Source organism: Noviherbaspirillum aerium (assembly GCF_008929045.1).
GTDB lineage: Bacteria > Pseudomonadota > Gammaproteobacteria > Burkholderiales > Burkholderiaceae_D > Noviherbaspirillum > Noviherbaspirillum aerium.
Genome location: NZ_VFAH01000007.1, coordinates 66,974 through 81,723 on the forward strand (window position 1 = coordinate 66,974; position 14,750 = coordinate 81,723).

15 protein-coding genes are annotated in these 14,750 nt (G+C 64.3%); 14 read left to right on the forward strand and 1 reads right to left on the reverse strand.

Going from position 1 to position 14,750, the window contains the following annotated elements; all coding sequences use genetic code 11:
- Positions 1-3: 3 nt before the first annotated feature.
- Complete coding sequence (locus FH061_RS12300; protein WP_192805037.1) at positions 4-852, reverse strand: DUF4142 domain-containing protein; 849 nt, start codon at positions 850-852, stop codon at positions 4-6.
- A gap of 235 nt (positions 853-1,087) precedes the next feature.
- Here FH061_RS12300 and FH061_RS12305 point away from each other — a divergent pair, with 235 nt between their 5' ends.
- From FH061_RS12305 to FH061_RS12370, 14 genes are all read left to right on the forward strand, one after another.
- The gene (locus FH061_RS12305; RefSeq protein ID WP_151636125.1) at positions 1,088-2,485 is read left to right on the forward strand and encodes a cytochrome ubiquinol oxidase subunit I; all 1,398 of its coding nucleotides are present in this window, start codon (positions 1,088-1,090) and stop codon (positions 2,483-2,485) included.
- On the forward strand, positions 2,482-3,495 hold the full coding sequence (cydB, locus tag FH061_RS12310) for a cytochrome d ubiquinol oxidase subunit II (protein ID WP_151636126.1): 1,014 nt from the start codon (positions 2,482-2,484) through the stop codon (positions 3,493-3,495). The genes FH061_RS12305 and cydB overlap by 4 nt, the downstream gene beginning before the upstream one ends.
- Positions 3,496-3,581: 86 nt before the next feature.
- Complete coding sequence (locus FH061_RS12315) at positions 3,582-4,346, forward strand: DUF3306 domain-containing protein (RefSeq protein ID WP_151636127.1); 765 nt, start codon at positions 3,582-3,584, stop codon at positions 4,344-4,346.
- The gene (locus tag FH061_RS12320) at positions 4,343-6,466 is read left to right on the forward strand and encodes a 4Fe-4S dicluster domain-containing protein (protein ID WP_151636128.1); all 2,124 of its coding nucleotides are present in this window, start codon (positions 4,343-4,345) and stop codon (positions 6,464-6,466) included. Before FH061_RS12315 ends, FH061_RS12320 begins: the two co-directional genes overlap by 4 nt.
- A 167-nt stretch (positions 6,467-6,633) precedes the next feature.
- Positions 6,634-7,341 carry a TorD/DmsD family molecular chaperone gene (locus tag FH061_RS12325; protein ID WP_225984631.1) on the forward strand — a complete coding sequence of 236 codons (708 nt, stop codon included), beginning with the start codon at positions 6,634-6,636 and terminating at the stop codon, positions 7,339-7,341.
- Between the two features lie 23 nt (positions 7,342-7,364).
- On the forward strand, positions 7,365-7,577 hold the full coding sequence (locus tag FH061_RS12330) for a formate dehydrogenase (protein WP_151636129.1): 213 nt from the start codon (positions 7,365-7,367) through the stop codon (positions 7,575-7,577).
- Between the two features lie 185 nt (positions 7,578-7,762).
- Complete coding sequence (locus FH061_RS12335) at positions 7,763-10,651, forward strand: formate dehydrogenase subunit alpha (RefSeq protein WP_151636130.1); 2,889 nt, start codon at positions 7,763-7,765, stop codon at positions 10,649-10,651.
- A gap of 43 nt (positions 10,652-10,694) precedes the next feature.
- A complete protein-coding gene (gene fdh3B / locus FH061_RS12340) occupies positions 10,695-11,429 on the forward strand; it encodes a formate dehydrogenase FDH3 subunit beta (RefSeq protein ID WP_151636131.1) in 735 nt (244 codons plus the stop codon).
- Complete coding sequence (locus FH061_RS12345) at positions 11,426-11,665, forward strand: hypothetical protein (RefSeq protein WP_151636132.1); 240 nt, start codon at positions 11,426-11,428, stop codon at positions 11,663-11,665. Before fdh3B ends, FH061_RS12345 begins: the two co-directional genes overlap by 4 nt.
- Before the next feature lie 21 nt (positions 11,666-11,686).
- Positions 11,687-12,859 (forward strand): formate dehydrogenase subunit gamma, encoded by a 1,173-nt coding sequence (locus FH061_RS12350; RefSeq protein ID WP_225984633.1) that lies wholly within the window; start codon positions 11,687-11,689, stop codon positions 12,857-12,859.
- Between the two features lie 18 nt (positions 12,860-12,877).
- Positions 12,878-13,357, forward strand: coding sequence for a hypothetical protein (locus FH061_RS12355; RefSeq protein WP_151636133.1), 480 nt, complete (start codon positions 12,878-12,880; stop codon positions 13,355-13,357).
- Positions 13,358-13,375: 18 nt separating this feature from the next.
- Positions 13,376-13,744 carry a hypothetical protein gene (locus FH061_RS12360; protein WP_151636134.1) on the forward strand — a complete coding sequence of 123 codons (369 nt, stop codon included), beginning with the start codon at positions 13,376-13,378 and terminating at the stop codon, positions 13,742-13,744.
- 64 nt (positions 13,745-13,808) lie between these two features.
- Entirely contained in the window at positions 13,809-14,252 is a 444-nt protein-coding gene (locus FH061_RS12365; RefSeq protein ID WP_151636135.1) for a DUF3305 domain-containing protein, read from the forward strand.
- A 167-nt stretch (positions 14,253-14,419) separates the two neighbouring features.
- A complete protein-coding gene (locus FH061_RS12370; protein WP_151636136.1) occupies positions 14,420-14,707 on the forward strand; it encodes a hypothetical protein in 288 nt (95 codons plus the stop codon).
- Positions 14,708-14,750 lie beyond the last annotated feature (43 nt).

Below are 14,750 nucleotides of genomic sequence, written 5' to 3' on the forward strand. Positions count from 1 at the left end.
GCCTTATTTCTTCTGCCCGCCCGCGGTGCTGGATATGTCCGCATTGCCCTTGTTGCCGCTGTTGTTGTCCGCCTGCTGGCTGGCCGAGCTGGCCGGTGCCTGCACGCTGGTCGATTGCCCTGCGGTCACGGAAGACTGCACCGCTGCGGCGGCGGAGCCCGGATCGTCGGCCATCTGCTGCGCCAGCTGCAGATGCTTGTTCACGATGGGCAGCAGGTTGCCGGCATAGGTTTTCAGTTCGGGAGCCTGCGCGCGCGACGCGGCTTCCTTGAACAGGGTCTGCGATTGCTGATGCAGGGCAAGGCCGGCTTCGGCATGGTACATCTGGTTGAATTCCTTGCCAGTGCTCAGCGCCAGCTTGCGCAGCAAGGTCGCCTGCTCGGTTTCGACGCCGCCCGGCAGGATGACATCGGCGCGGCGCGCCAGCAGGCGCAGTTCATCCAGCGCCTTGCCGTGTTCCTCCAGCATCTTTTCCGCATAGCCGCGCAAGGCCTTGTCGTCGGATATCGCGGTGGCCAGCGCGGCCGTCTTGATCTCCGCCAGATGGGCCTGCGCCAGCTGCCGCATCAGCTTGCGATCGGCGTTGCCGACCTCGATCTTTTGCCCGGCCTGTGCATTGCCCGGGACACCCGCCCGGTTGGCTTTCGGATCGCCGAGGGCATTGTTGCGCCCGCCGCTCGACAGCGTACCGCCGATGGAAGGCGCGGTCTCGGCGCTCGCGGTGCCCTTGTCCTGCGGCGTCTGCGCAGTTGCCGGTGCGACGCATGAAAGCGCGAGTGCGGCACATGCGCATGCGCGCAGCGGCCAGCACAATGGCTTGCATGGCGGTTGATGTGGTTCGGGACGTGTCATGCCGGTTCTCCTGTTCGATGGCCCTGTGATGCATTGACCCGCGCCGGAACTTTCAGTTGCCAATCCAGCCATATGAAACACATGAATGGATTGCTCCGCCCGATAGCGTTACCTGAATCCGGCGCAGGCGGATCGGCCAGCCATGCTCTGCGTCGATGCCTATGTCTTGCATCGTACATACGGACGCACACAAAGACGCACCCAGGCCGCACGCCTATTCTCTACGGAGCGCTGGATGGAAACCATTGCCGGAATCGACGCCACACTGCTTGCGCGCATTCAGTTCGCCTTCACGGTTTCCTTTCACATCATCTTTCCCGCCTTCACCATCGGCCTGTCGGCCTTCATCGCCACGCTCGAAGTGCGCTGGCTGATGAGCGGCAAGCAGCACCTGCATACCCTGGCGCGCTTCTGGACCAAGATCTTCGCGGTATCGTTCGCGATGGGCGTGGTGTCGGGCATCGTGATGGAATACCAGATCGGCACCAACTGGAGCAAGTTCGCGCAGATCATCGGCAACACGCTGGGCCCGCTGTTCAGCTATGAAGTGCTGACCGCCTTCTTCCTCGAAGCCAGCTTTCTCGGCATCATGCTGTTCGGCTGGAACCGCTTTCCGCCGTGGCTGCATACGCTGGCCTCCATCATCGTCGCCTTCGGCACCGCGCTCTCGGGCTTCTGGATTCTGTCGGCCAACAGCTGGATGCATACGCCCGCCGGCTTCGCGATGCAGGACGGCATCACCTATCCGGTCGACTGGTCGGAGATCATCTTCAATCCCAGCTTCCCCTACCGCTTCACGCACATGATGATCGCCACCTACATCACCACCTCGCTGGTGGTGCTGGCGACCGGCGCGCGCTATCTGCTTCGCGGCCGCTTCACCGAGGAGGCGAAGACCATGGTGCACATGGGCCTGGGCATGCTGGCCATTCTCGCGCCGCTGCAGGCGCTGGTGGGCGACCTGCACGGCCTGAACACGCAGAAGCACCAGCCGGCGAAAATCGCCGCCATCGAGGCGCACTGGGACGGCTCCAAGCCGGCCGACCTGATCCTGTTCGCCTGGCCGGATGAAAAGAATGAACGCAACCTCTACGAGATCGGCATTCCCAAGCTGGGCAGCCTGATCATCACCCATGAATGGAACGGCCTGTTTCCCGGCTTGCTGCAGTTCAAGCCGGAGGACCGGCCGCCGGTGAAGCCGGTATTTTTCATGTTCCGCGTGATGGTGGGGCTGGGCTTCCTGTTCATCGCAATCGGCTTCATCGGCGTATTCCTGTGGTGGCGCAAGCGGCTGTACGGAGCACGATGGTTCCTGCGTCCGCTCAGCCATGCCTGGCCGCTCGGTTTCGTCGCGCTGCTGGCCGGATGGATGGTGACCGAGATCGGGCGCCAGCCGTGGATCGCCTATGGCGTGCTGCGTACCGCCGACGCGGTGTCGCCGGTGACCGCCGCTTCGGTGGCGATCTCCCTCGCCTTGTTCGTGCTGGTGTACTGCGTGGTGTTTTCCATCGGCATCTGGTACATCAGCAAGATGATAGGCAAGGGGCCGCAGCATGTGCCGGCCGATCCCGAGGCCCTGCCCAACCGCCCGCTGTCGGCCGCCCAGGAAACCACCAAGGAGGCCGCGACATGAGCGAAGTGTCGGATACCCTGCCGATCATCCTGGCCCTGCTGACCGGTTTTGCCGTGGCCATGTATGTTGTGCTGGATGGCTTCGACCTCGGCATCGGCATTCTCTTTCCGCTCTACAAGAAGGAAGAGGAGCGCGACCAGATCATGAATTCCGTCGCGCCTTTCTGGGACGGCAACGAAACCTGGCTGGTGCTTGGCGGCGTGAGCTTGTGGGCCGGTTTTCCGAAAGCCTTCGCGGTCATCCTGCCGGCGCTGTACATGCCGGTCATCGTCCTGCTGCTGGCGCTGATCTTCCGCGGCGTCGCCTTCGAATTCCGCTGGGTGGCCAAGCCGCATCATCGCATCTGGGACATTTCCTTTGCCGGCGGTTCCATTGTCGCCTCGTTCGCGCAGGGCGTCATCCTCGGCGGCCTGCTGCAGGAAATCACGGTGAAGGACCAGCAGTTCGCCGGCGGTTCGCTCGACTGGCTGACGCCGTTCAGCCTGATGTGCGGTTTCGCGGTCGTGGTCGGCTATGCGCTGCTCGGCGCCGCCTGGCTGATGATGAAGGCGGTCGGCGACGTGGAAGCGCGCGCCCGCCGTCTCGGCGCGCCGCTGCTGCTGGGCCTGCTGGCCTTCATCGGCGTGGTCAGCATCTGGACGCCGCTGCAGATCGGGCGCATCGCCGAACGCTGGTTCAGCACGCCGAACATTTTCTTCCTCAGCCAGATTCCGCTGGCCACCGCGCTCACCGCCTGGCTGTGCTGGTACGGCATACGCAAAAACCGGCCGATCATGCCGTTCGCTTCGGCGGTCGGCCTGTTCCTGCTCGCCTATCTCGGGCTGGTGATTTCCAATGCGCCTTACCTGGTGCCGCCTTCCATGACCATCTGGGAAGGCGCATCGCATCCGGCGTCGCAGCTGTTCTACCTGATCGGCGCATCGATCCTGCTGCCGATGATCCTGGTCTATACGGTGCTGGTGTTCTGGCTGTTCCGCGGAAAGATCAAGCCTGGAGAGGGATATCACTGATCATGGGCATAGGCTTGTCATCCCTCAAACGATTCGATGCCTGATTGGTTACGCTCAAGACAAGCCCATGCAACCGACAACCATTCATGTCTGAAAGTTTTTTCCGGCGCTGGTCGCGCCGCAAGGCGGAAACCGGGCAAGGCCCGCAAGGCTCGGCTGCCCCGGATAGCCTGGAAAGCGCGGGCCGGGCGGCAGTGCCTGATGCGCGCGCGCCGGACTCTGCGGAATCGGCAGGCGCGCACGCAGCCATCGGTAATGGTAATGGTAATGGCTCGGCGAACGGCCGCACTCGCCTTCCTTCAATGAAGGATGTCGCCTCGCTTGCGCCGGATTCCGACTATTCGCTGTTCCTCGCCAGCGGCGTCGACAAGACCGTGCGCCGGGCCGCGATGAAGAAGCTGTTTTCCGATCCCCACTTCAATGTGATGGATGGACTGGACATCTATATCGACGATTACACCAAGCCTTCGCCCTTGCCCCCCGGCATGCTTGAAGCATTGCAGCATGCCAAGAGCACGCTTGAGCCGAAGCCGCTCTACAAGACGGACGAAGACGACGATGATGCACCGGGCCTGGACGAGCAGGCGGATGACAACGCATCCGGCAACGCCGAAGAAGGCGGCGCTGATGACGAGGCAGCGGACGAAGAGCAGGAGCGCGCGGAGGCGGGGGCAGAGAACGGTACTTCCGATGCCGAAGCCGTAGCCGAGGCGCAAGTGCGGCAGCTTCCGACTTCTGAAGACGCCGCGCAGCCTTCGACGCCTTCGGTGCAATCAACGCAATCATCGCAATCGACACAGCCGGCTCGGCAGGACACACCCACCCCTTCCAAAGAATTTCCTCTCTCATGACCACCAAGTTCCATGTCTGCAACTGCAACCGCACGATGCCGCTCAATGCCGTGTCCGGCCAGCGCATCGGCGAAGCGCTCGGCGGCGCGCCGCTGCCGATCGCCAGCCAGCTGTGCGGCCGCGATGCCGGCGCCTATCTCGAATCCGTCAAGGGCGTCGACGATGTCGTTGTCGCCTGCACCCAGGAGAGCGCGCTGTTCCGCGAACTCGCCGAGGAAGGCCGGTCGGTGGCGCCATTGCGCTTCGTGAATATCCGCGAGACCGGCGGCTGGAGCGCGCAATCGTATGCGGCCCTGCCGAAAATGGCGGCGCTGCTGGCCGACGCGGCGCGGCCCATGCAGCAGGCCTTGCCGACCGTCAGCTATGCATCGCAGGGCCGGGTACTGATCATCGGCAGCGCCGACGACGCGCTCTACTGGGCCGAGCAGCTGCAGGAAGCGCTCGGCGTGGCGGTGCTGATCACCGGTTCCGGCGCCATCGGAGAATCCGGCCCGCGGCCCGCATTGCCGGCCGAGCGCACCTATCCGGTGTTCAGCGGCAGCGATGTCCGGGTGGAGGGATGGCTCGGCGCCTTCCAGGTCAAATGGCGGCAGAGCAATCCGATCGACCTGGACCTGTGCGTGCGCTGCAATGAATGCGTGGCGGCCTGCCCGGAGGGGGCGATCGACCTTCTCTACCAGATCGATGAAGACAAGTGCCGGCGCCACGGCGATTGCGTGCAGGCATGCGGCGCCGTCGAGGCGATCAGCTTCACCCGCAATGCGGATGTGAGGAACGATGACTATGACCTCATCTTCGACCTGTCCGACGCCCCGCTGCTGGCGATGCACCAGCCGCCGCAAGGCTATTTCGCGCCGGGAAGCGACCTCAGGGCCCAGACGAGCGCGGCCGGCCGCCTTGCGCAGATGACGGGCGAATATGAAAAACCGAAGTACTTCCAGTACCGCGAACGCCTCTGCGCGCACGGCCGCAACAAGATCACCGGCTGCAATGCCTGCATCGACATCTGCTCGGCGCAGGCCATCCGCGCCGACGGCGACCGCGTCCGCGTCGAGCCGCATCTGTGCGCCGGCTGCGGCGCCTGTGCCACGGTCTGCCCTTCCGGCGCGCTGGCCTATGCGAACGCCGACGTGCCGTATAACGGCAAGCGCATCAAGACCCTGCTCGACACCTATGCCAGGGCCGGCGGCGAAGAGGCCTGCCTGCTGTTCTACGGGCAGGAACACGGCGGCGCGCTGATCACGCAGCTCGGCCGGCTCGCGAAGGCAGGCAAGTCGGCCAGGGGACTGCCGGCCCGGGTAATGCCCTTCGAACTGCATCACGTGGCATCGGCCGGCATCGATCTGTGGCTGGCCGCCATCTGTTACGGCGCCAGCCAGATCGCGGTGCTCGTGACGGGACGGGAAGCGCCGGACTATGTTGCGGCGCTGCGCCGGCAGGTCGGGATCGCCGAGGCCATCCTGTCGGGGCTGGGCTACCGCGGCCCACATGTCACGCTGATCGAGGCGGAAACCCCGCAGGCACTCGATGCGGCGCTGCAAGGCCTGGGCGCCGGGGAAGTGCCGGCGCAGGCCGCCGGCTTCCATCTCTTCGCGGAAAAGCGCAATTCCCTGGATTTCATTTTCGACCACCTGTACGCGCATGCGCCATCAGGCACGGGCAACATCGCGCTGCCGGCCGGCGCGCCTTTCGGCACCCTGTCCATCAACAAGCAAGCCTGCACGCTGTGCATGGCCTGCACCGGAAGCTGTCCTTCCTCGGCGCTGCTGACCACGGCGGATCGCCCGCAATTGCGTTTCATCGAAAAGAATTGCGTGCAATGCGGCGTGTGCGCGAAGAGCTGCCCGGAGCAGGCGATCGAACTCGTCCCCCGGCTGGTGCCGCCGGAAACGGCGAAGGCAACGGTGGTGCTCAACGAGGCCGAACCCTTCCATTGCATACGCTGCAGCAAGCCGATCGGCACGCTCAAGGCGATCGAGAACCTGCTCGGCCGCCTCGCCGGCCATGCCGCCTTCGAGGGCAACATGGACCGCATCAAGATGTGCGGCGACTGCCGCGTGGCGGACATGATGACGGCGAAGAAGCCGGACACCATCGTCGACCTGGTGCGTCCGAGATAGGAGGGCGCAGCGGGAGAAGAGGGCGCAGAGGACAAGGCAGCCGGCACGGCCGCTTTGATGTAGAACAAAACCTGCGTCGCCGTCTTGCCGAAAACCGTGCGGAATATGGAACGTCTGGGCATGCGCCGTTTCAATGACTATACCGTCAATACATTTGCATACCCAGAATGCCCCTTTCGGAAACGGCCGCCGGCGCGGCAAGCATGCTCCTTCCCCTGACGCAAGAAGACCAGGCCCGGGCGGATCTTTACGCCTTGTGCGCCAGCCTGCTGCTGCGCTCGCCCGACGCCACACTGCTCAATGCCCTGGCCGGCGCCGACTCCCTGCACACGCAGCAGGAAGAGCAGCCGCTTGACCGGGCATGGGAAAAGCTGGTGCTTGCCGCCGGGCTTGTCGATGCCGATGCGGTGAGGGAAGAATTCGATGCGCTGTTCATCAGCGTCGGCACGCCGCTGGTCAATCCCTATGCCTCGCACTACCTGGCCGGCTTCATGCACGAGAAGCCGCTGGCCGCGCTGCGCGACGAACTGCGCGCGCTCGGCCTGGCGCGGGTACGCGGCGTCGGCGAGCCGGAAGACCACCTCGGCGCGCTGTGCGAAGTCATGCGCATCCTGATCGCCGGCGCGCCCGGTTCGCCGCAGACGCTGCGCCGTCCGATGGAAACGCAGAAGAATTTTTTTATCCGGCATATCGCGCCCTGGCAGGCGCGCTGCCTGGACGACATCGCCAGGCCGGCATGCGCGAATTTCTACCGGCATGTCGCCGCATTCGCCTCGGCGTTCTTCGAGCTGGAATTCCAGGCGTTCGAGATGGAAGACGATGAATCCCATGAAGCTGTCGGCAGCGTTGCCGATGCACCGATCGAGTTGCAGTAATGCAGTCAACAAGGAAAGACAACATGAAGACGGCCAGCCATGACGCGAAGCGTCGCATCTTTCTCACCGCCGCGGCGTGCGCGCCGGTGGTTGCGGTCGCCGCAGTGATCGCGCGGGCGCAGAGCGCGCCGGAAGTCCTGGTGCCGGCGGTGTCGCCGGACAAGACGGCGGGCAGCGTCGGCTATCACGAGACCGAGCATATCCGGAAATATTACCGGTCGGCGGCGTACTTTTGATGTGCGAACTTAATGTCTTCAGCAGCGGAAAACATATCTCCCCGCTCCCGCAAGCAGGAGCGGGCCGGGGGTGAGGGGGCTCGTCAAGACCACTTGAGGTTTTGCGGTTGCCCTCGTCCCCGACGCGCAGCGGCACAGTCGGTGAAGACCTTTATCTATTCGCCTAGCACCCCACGGAGCGTTCCATGACGCTGGTAAAGAAGTCAAGCAGTACCAACAATGCGAACCATGCGCAAGGCGGCTCGCTGCGCAAGGGCCTGAACCGCATCGCGACCGCCACCATCAATCGCCGCGGCTTCCTGATCCGCGCCGGCGTCACCGCCGGCGCCGGGCTGATGGCGCGCCACCTGCCCTTCAACGTGATCGAGCCGGCGGCCGCCGCCGAACCGGTCAATACGGTAGGGCCGGCCAACACCGAGCTCAAGCACACCGTGTGCAGCCACTGTTCGGTCGGCTGCTCGGTGGATGCCATCGTGCACAACGGCGTCTGGGTGCGCCAGGAAACCGCCTTCGATTCGCCGCTGAACATGGGCGCGCATTGCGCCAAGGGCGCCTCGGTGCGCGAGCACGGCCACGGCGAGCACCGGCTGCGCTATCCGATGAAGCTGGTCAACGGCAAGTACCAGCGCATCAGCTGGGACCAGGCGCTCAACGAGGTCGGCGACAAGTTGCTGCAGCTGCGCCAGCAGGCCGGGCCCGATTCCATCTTCTGGATCGGCTCGTCCAAGCACAACAACGAGCAAGCCTATCTGATGCGCAAGTTCGTTTCGATGTGGGGCAGCAACAATACCGACCACCAGGCCCGCATCTGCCATTCCACCACCGTTGCCGGCGTCGCCCAGACCTACGGCTACGGCGCGATGACCAATTCCTTCAACGACCTGCACAATAGCAAGGCGGTGCTGTTCATCGGCTCCAATCCGTCGGAAGCGCATCCGATCTCGATGCTGCACTTCCTGCATGCGAAGGAGCTGGGCGCGAAGATGATCGTGGTCGATCCGCGCTTCACCCGCACCGCCCGCTTCGCGCACCACTATGTGCGCATCCGCCCCGGCACCGACATCGCCTTCGTCTGGGGCCTGCTGTGGCACATCTTCGAAAACGGCTGGGAAGACAAGGAATTCATCGCGGCCCGCACCTACGGCATGGAAGAGGTGCGGCGCGAAGTGGCGAAGTGGACGCCGCAGAAGGTGTCCGACGTCACCGGCGTGCCGGAAGCGGCGGTGCGACAGGCGGCGGAAATGCTGGCCAAGAACAGGCCGTCCTCGGTGGTCTGGTGCATGGGCATCACCCAGCACCATGTCGGCACGGCGAACGTGCGCTCGCTTTCCATCCTGCAGCTGGCGCTGGGCAATATCGGCACCGCCGGCGGCGGCGCCAACATCTACCGCGGCCATGACAACGTGCAGGGCGCGACCGACGTCGGCCCCAATCCCGATTCCCTGCCGGGCTACTATGGCCTGGCAGAGGGCGCATGGAAGCATTTCGCCAAGGTATGGGGCGTGGATTACGAATGGCTGCTGTCGCGCTACGGCTCCAAGGAGCTGATGGAAAAGCCCGGCACCACGGTCAGCCGCTGGTTCGACGGCGTGCTGGAAAAGAATGATTACGTCGACCAGCCAAGCAATTTCCGCGCGGTGGTCTACTGGGGCCATGCGCCCAACAGCCAGACCCGCCTGCCCGACATGAAGGCGGCGATGCAGAAGCTCGACATGCTGGTGGTGATCGATCCCTATCCCACCATGACCGCCGCGATGCACGGCCGCAAGGATGGCGTCTACCTGTTGCCGGCGACCACCCAGTTCGAGACCCAGGGTTCCTGCACCGCGTCCAACCGCAGCATCCAGTGGCGCGAGCGGGTGATCCAGCCGCTGTTCGAATGCAAGACCGACCATGAAATCATGTACCTGTTCGCGAAGAAATTCGGCTTCGCCGACGAACTGTGCAGGAACATCAAGGTGGTCAACAACGAGCCGGTGATCGAGGACATCCTGCGCGAGATCAACCGCTCCTGCTGGACCATCGGCTACACCGGCTGCTCGCCGGAGCGGCTCAAGCTGCACATGCACAACAAGCACACCTTCAACCCGACCACGCTGCGCGCCGAGCACGGCCCCTGCAAGGGCGATTACTACGGCCTGCCGTGGCCGTGCTGGGGCACGCCGGAAATGAAGCATCCGGGCACGCCCATCCTGTACGACCTGTCCAAGCCGATCTCCGAAGGCGGCCTGCCCTTCCGCGCCAACTGGGGCGTGGAATACAAGGGCGAGAGCCTGCTGGCGGCCGACGGCTCCACCAACATGGACAGCGAGATCGATACCGGCTATCCGGAGTTCGACCATATCTTCCTCAAGCGCCTCGGCTGGTGGGCGGAGCTTACGCCGGAGGAACAGGCCGCGGCGGAAGGCAAGAACTGGAAGACCGACCTCTCCGGCGGCATCATCCGCGTGGCCATCAAGCATGGCTGCGCGCCCTACGGCAATGCGCGCGCCCGCTGCCATGTCTGGAATTTCCCCGACCCGGTGCCGGTGCACCGCGAGCCGCTGATGAGCCCGCGCCGCGACCTGGTCAAGCAGTATCCGACCTACGACGACAAGGCCGCGTTCTGGCGCCTGCCGACGCTCTACAAGTCGGTGCAGGCCAAGGATTTTTCGCAGGACTATCCGCTCATCATGACGTCCGGCCGCCTGGTCGAATACGAGGGCGGCGGCGACGAGACGCGCTCGAACCCCTGGCTGGCCGAACTGCAGCAGGCCATGTTCGTCGAGATCAGCCCGCAGGATGCGATGCAGATCGGCGTGCAGACCAAGGAATTCGTCTGGGTCGAAACGCCGAGCGGCGCGCGGCTGAAGGTGCATGCGATGGTCACGCCGCGCGTGCCGCAGGGCACGGTCTGGATGCCGTATCACTTCGGCGGCTGGTGGATGGGCGAGGACTTGCGCAAGAACTATCCGGATGGCGCCGCGCCCATCGTGCTGGGCGAAGCGGCCAATACCGGCTGGACCTACGGCTATGACGCGGTGACGATGATGCAGGAAACCAAGGTATCGCTGTGCAGGGTCGTGCGGGTATAGCGGGCCGGGGCAAGGCGGACAAGGAGCGGCAATGGCAGCGAGAATGAAATTCATCTGTGACACCGAACGTTGCATCGACTGCAACGGCTGCGTCACGGCCTGCAAGAACGAGCATGAAACGCCGTGGGGCGTGAACCGGCGGCGCGTGGTCACCATCAACGACGGCCAGCCGGGCGAACAGTACATGTCGGTGGCGTGCATGCACTGCACCGACGCGCCCTGCATGGCGGTGTGCCCGACCGACTGCTTCTATCACACCGTCGACGGCATCGTGCTGCATGACAAGGACAAGTGCATCGGCTGCGGCTACTGCTACCTTGCCTGTCCGTTCGGCGCGCCGCAGTTTCCCGACACCGGCGCCTTCAACCACCGCGGCAAGATGGACAAGTGCACCTTCTGCGCCGGCGGTCCCGAGCCCGACAATTCGGAAGCGGAGTTCAAGAAATACGGCCGCAACCGCATCAGCGAAGGCAAGCTGCCGCAATGCGCGGAACAGTGCGGCACCAAGGCGCTGCTCGGCGGCGACGCCAACATCATCGCCAGCATCTACAAGCAGCGCGTCGATACGCGCGGCTACGGCCCGGAACTCTGGGGTTGGGACATCGCTTATGAAAAGCGGCGCGATACCGGCGCCGCCGTGAACGGCAACGGCAACGGGAATGGCAGCAATGGCGTCAATGGCGTCAACCGCGATCATGACACCGGCGGTCCCGAAGGCCCGCGCACCAACCAGGTGCCGGATAACTTCCAGAACAACCCGAGGAGGCTGCCGACATGAAGAATTCATCGACCCGACTGCGGCGCCATGCGAGGTGGCTGGGCGCCGTCCTGCCGCTGCTGCTCGCCGGCTGTCTTGAAGTGGAACAGCATCCGCCGTGGCGCGACGGCCAGTACAACGGCAAGCCCGACGATCCGCCCCAGCGCGTCTACTACCACAACGACCGGCTGTCATGGAATGCGGCGATCACCAACCGCAACCATCTGCAGAACGAATATGAGCGGACCCAGCCCTGACATTCAGCCCGACGGAGCCCGATGATGCCTTCCCTCCATTCCCGGCAGCGCCTGCGGCTGCACAGGTCTTACCCGCTTCCTCTGCTGCACCTGCTGCACGCACTGCAGCCCATGCCGATGCTCTCGACGCTGCTGATCCTGCTGGCGCTGGTCTTCAGCTCGTTTGCCCAAGCCGCCGTGCCGCATGAAAGCGCCACGCCCGCCTACGCCGAAGAACAGACCATCCTGCAATCGGAAAAGGATGTGCCGGAACCCGGCTTCGGTTCCGCCAAGTCGGGCCGCAACCATTTCGACCGCCACTTCATCGTCCCGCCGGGCTTCATGCCCGAGCAGGACGTGATCCTCCAGCGCGGCGGCAATACCTGGCGCAACCTGCGCAACGGCCCGATCGCCTCCATCGCGGGCACCATCCTGCTGGTCGTGCCGCTGCTGATCTTCGGCTTCTATCGCGCCGTCGGACCGGCGTCGCAATCCCGCGGGGACGGGGGCGGCGGCGGACAGATCCAGCGCTTCACCAGCTGGGACCGCATCGTGCACTGGGCCACCGCGATCACCTTCATCATCCTCGCCGTCTCGGGCCTGATCGTCATGTTCGGCAAGAAGATCCTGCTGCCCTGGATGGGCCACAGCGTGTTCTACTGGATCGCGCTGCTTTCCAAGTACCTGCACAACTTCGTCGGGCCGCTGTTCATCGTCTGCTCGGTACTGATGTTCTTCACCTTCCTGAGCCGCAATGTCTTCCGCCGCTGGGACTGGCAATGGATCAAGCGGGGCGGCGGCCTCATCAAGCATGAACACATTCCCGCCGGTTTCTTCAATGCCGGCGAGAAGGTGTGGTTCTGGGGCGGCGTGACCCTGCTCGGCCTGCTGATGTCGATCACCGGCCTGATGCTGAACTTCCCCTACTTCAAGAACATCGGCGCCAACATCGGCCTGACCCGCTATCTGCTGCAGATGGCCGACTACCTGCACATCATCGGCGCGACGCTCTACATCGCCGCCGCGATGGGCCATATCTACATCGGCACCTGGGGCACGCCGGGCGCCTATCACGCGATGCGCTACGGCACGGTGGACGAGGAATGGGCGCATTCGCATCACGAGCTCTGGTACAACGAGCTGCGGGACCGCCACGCCGGCGCGCCATCGCACGATCCGCTGCCGCCGGGCGCTCCCACCCATCCACGCATCTGAGATCCGGGCGGACACGATATGAGAACACGCACCTCCGCAATCGCTCTGCTGGCCATGGCCGCCGCGCTCGCCGGCTGCGGCAGGGACGGTCCGGCCACGGCCGACAACGGCATAACGCAGACCAAGTTTCCCGGCCAGCTGTCGGCCGGCGGCGGCACCAGCGGCGAAATCATGGCGCAGGCTGCCGGCGGCACCACGGCAAAGACGCCCAGCGGCACGCCCGGCATACCGCAGGGCGCGGGCGGCAACACCGGCGGCGCGGCCATGGGCAACGTGGGCGCGGCCAAGGCCGATTCCAATGCCGGCCAGGAAGGCGTGCGCGGCCAGGCGCCGGGGGGCACCGGCGTCGCCGGGACGCCGGGCATACCGGAAGGCTCCGGCGGCACGACGAGCGGCGCTGAAATGGGCGGCACCACCAGCGGCTCGGCCGCCACCCAGAATGCGCCCGCTCTCGGCGGCGCGCCGCCGTCCGTATCGGGCCAGGGAAGCGCCAAATGATCAGCAAGGAGCATCGTCATGCCATTGGTAAATAACCATCTCTCTGCCGCCGTCCTGTCGCTTCTGCTTGCGGCACCGGCTTTCGCCAAGCTGCCCGCGCTCACGCCCGAGCAGCAGCAGGCTGCCGCCGCGAAAAAGGAACAGGCGGCAGCGCAGGCGGAAAAGGAGAAAAAGGAACTGGCGGCATCGATGGAGAACGTCGCTTCCCGCTGGCGCGAACGCGCCAATGCCAATGGCTGGGAAACGCATCCGCAGGTATCGACCACCGGTCAGGCGCCGGGCGGCGCCGGCGGCAATACCGCGGCCACGCCGGCGATACGCAGCGAGAAGGCCGGCACCGCGCCGCCGAGTGCCGACGTCAAGGATCCGGAGAAGAAAGGGAAATGACGATGTTCCTGCCCGGCGGCCACACTGCCGCGACCCGCTGCATTGACAAGCAGGGAAGGCCATCATGCTGATGGCGAGCATGCCGGTCGCGGTCATCATGCAGCGGCGCATCGTGGAACACCGATGGGCTTCCTCAATCAGCTGGTCGGTTGCGGGCGTGGTGTCCTGCCCTCCCGACCTGAACGGCGTACAGGCGCTGCAATGGTCCGATGATCAGGAATCCTTCCTCCATCCCGGCCTGCAGCTGGAGCTGCACCGCGATGAAGACGACGGCTACTTCGAAAACTGGGCCGCGCCGCAGCCGCGCATCTTCGTCATGTGGCAGATGAAGGAAGAACGCGCGGTGCCGGTCAGCGTCTCGGTCAGCTACGGCGAAGGCACCCGCATGCTCGATTCCGGCGACTGCGCCGACGGCGTCGCCATGCCGCCGGACATTCATGCCTGGCTGACCGCCTATCTGCAGGCGCATTACCAGCCCAAGCCGCGGCGCGGGCGGGGGCATGGGTAAGCGAAGGACGATCGGGTTGCAGCCTTGAGCCAAAAGGCGCTGCGTTGCCAGGTGCCCGCCATGCTCCCTCAAAAGGCCTGGAAACGGCCATAACGGGCCATTTGCGCAAAGCCGGTTCCTATCGCAGGCTCTAAATTAAAAGCCCATGGCAAAGTGGTAGTCCGTTAATGAAAGTCATCAGGGCCTTCTTGCTACTGGTCTGCTGGCTCATGTTGTCCACCCTTCTAACACATTGGTGGATCAGCAGTCCCGAACCAACGCCACATCTGCCCCTTTCTGTCTGGATGCAGATTGATAAACTCTATCGATCAAAAAATGGAGAAGAACTGGCAGACCTGGAATTTTTCGTCAGCTTCATCATTGTTGCAGTTGTCATTGGCTTGGGATACTTCACATACCGTTGTCTGCGCTGCCGCAGAGGCAGCAAAAACCAGAACGGAAACCAACAGGCATAACTGAAGAGTACCTCATTCATATTGTGCCGCGACCTGAGTGGAC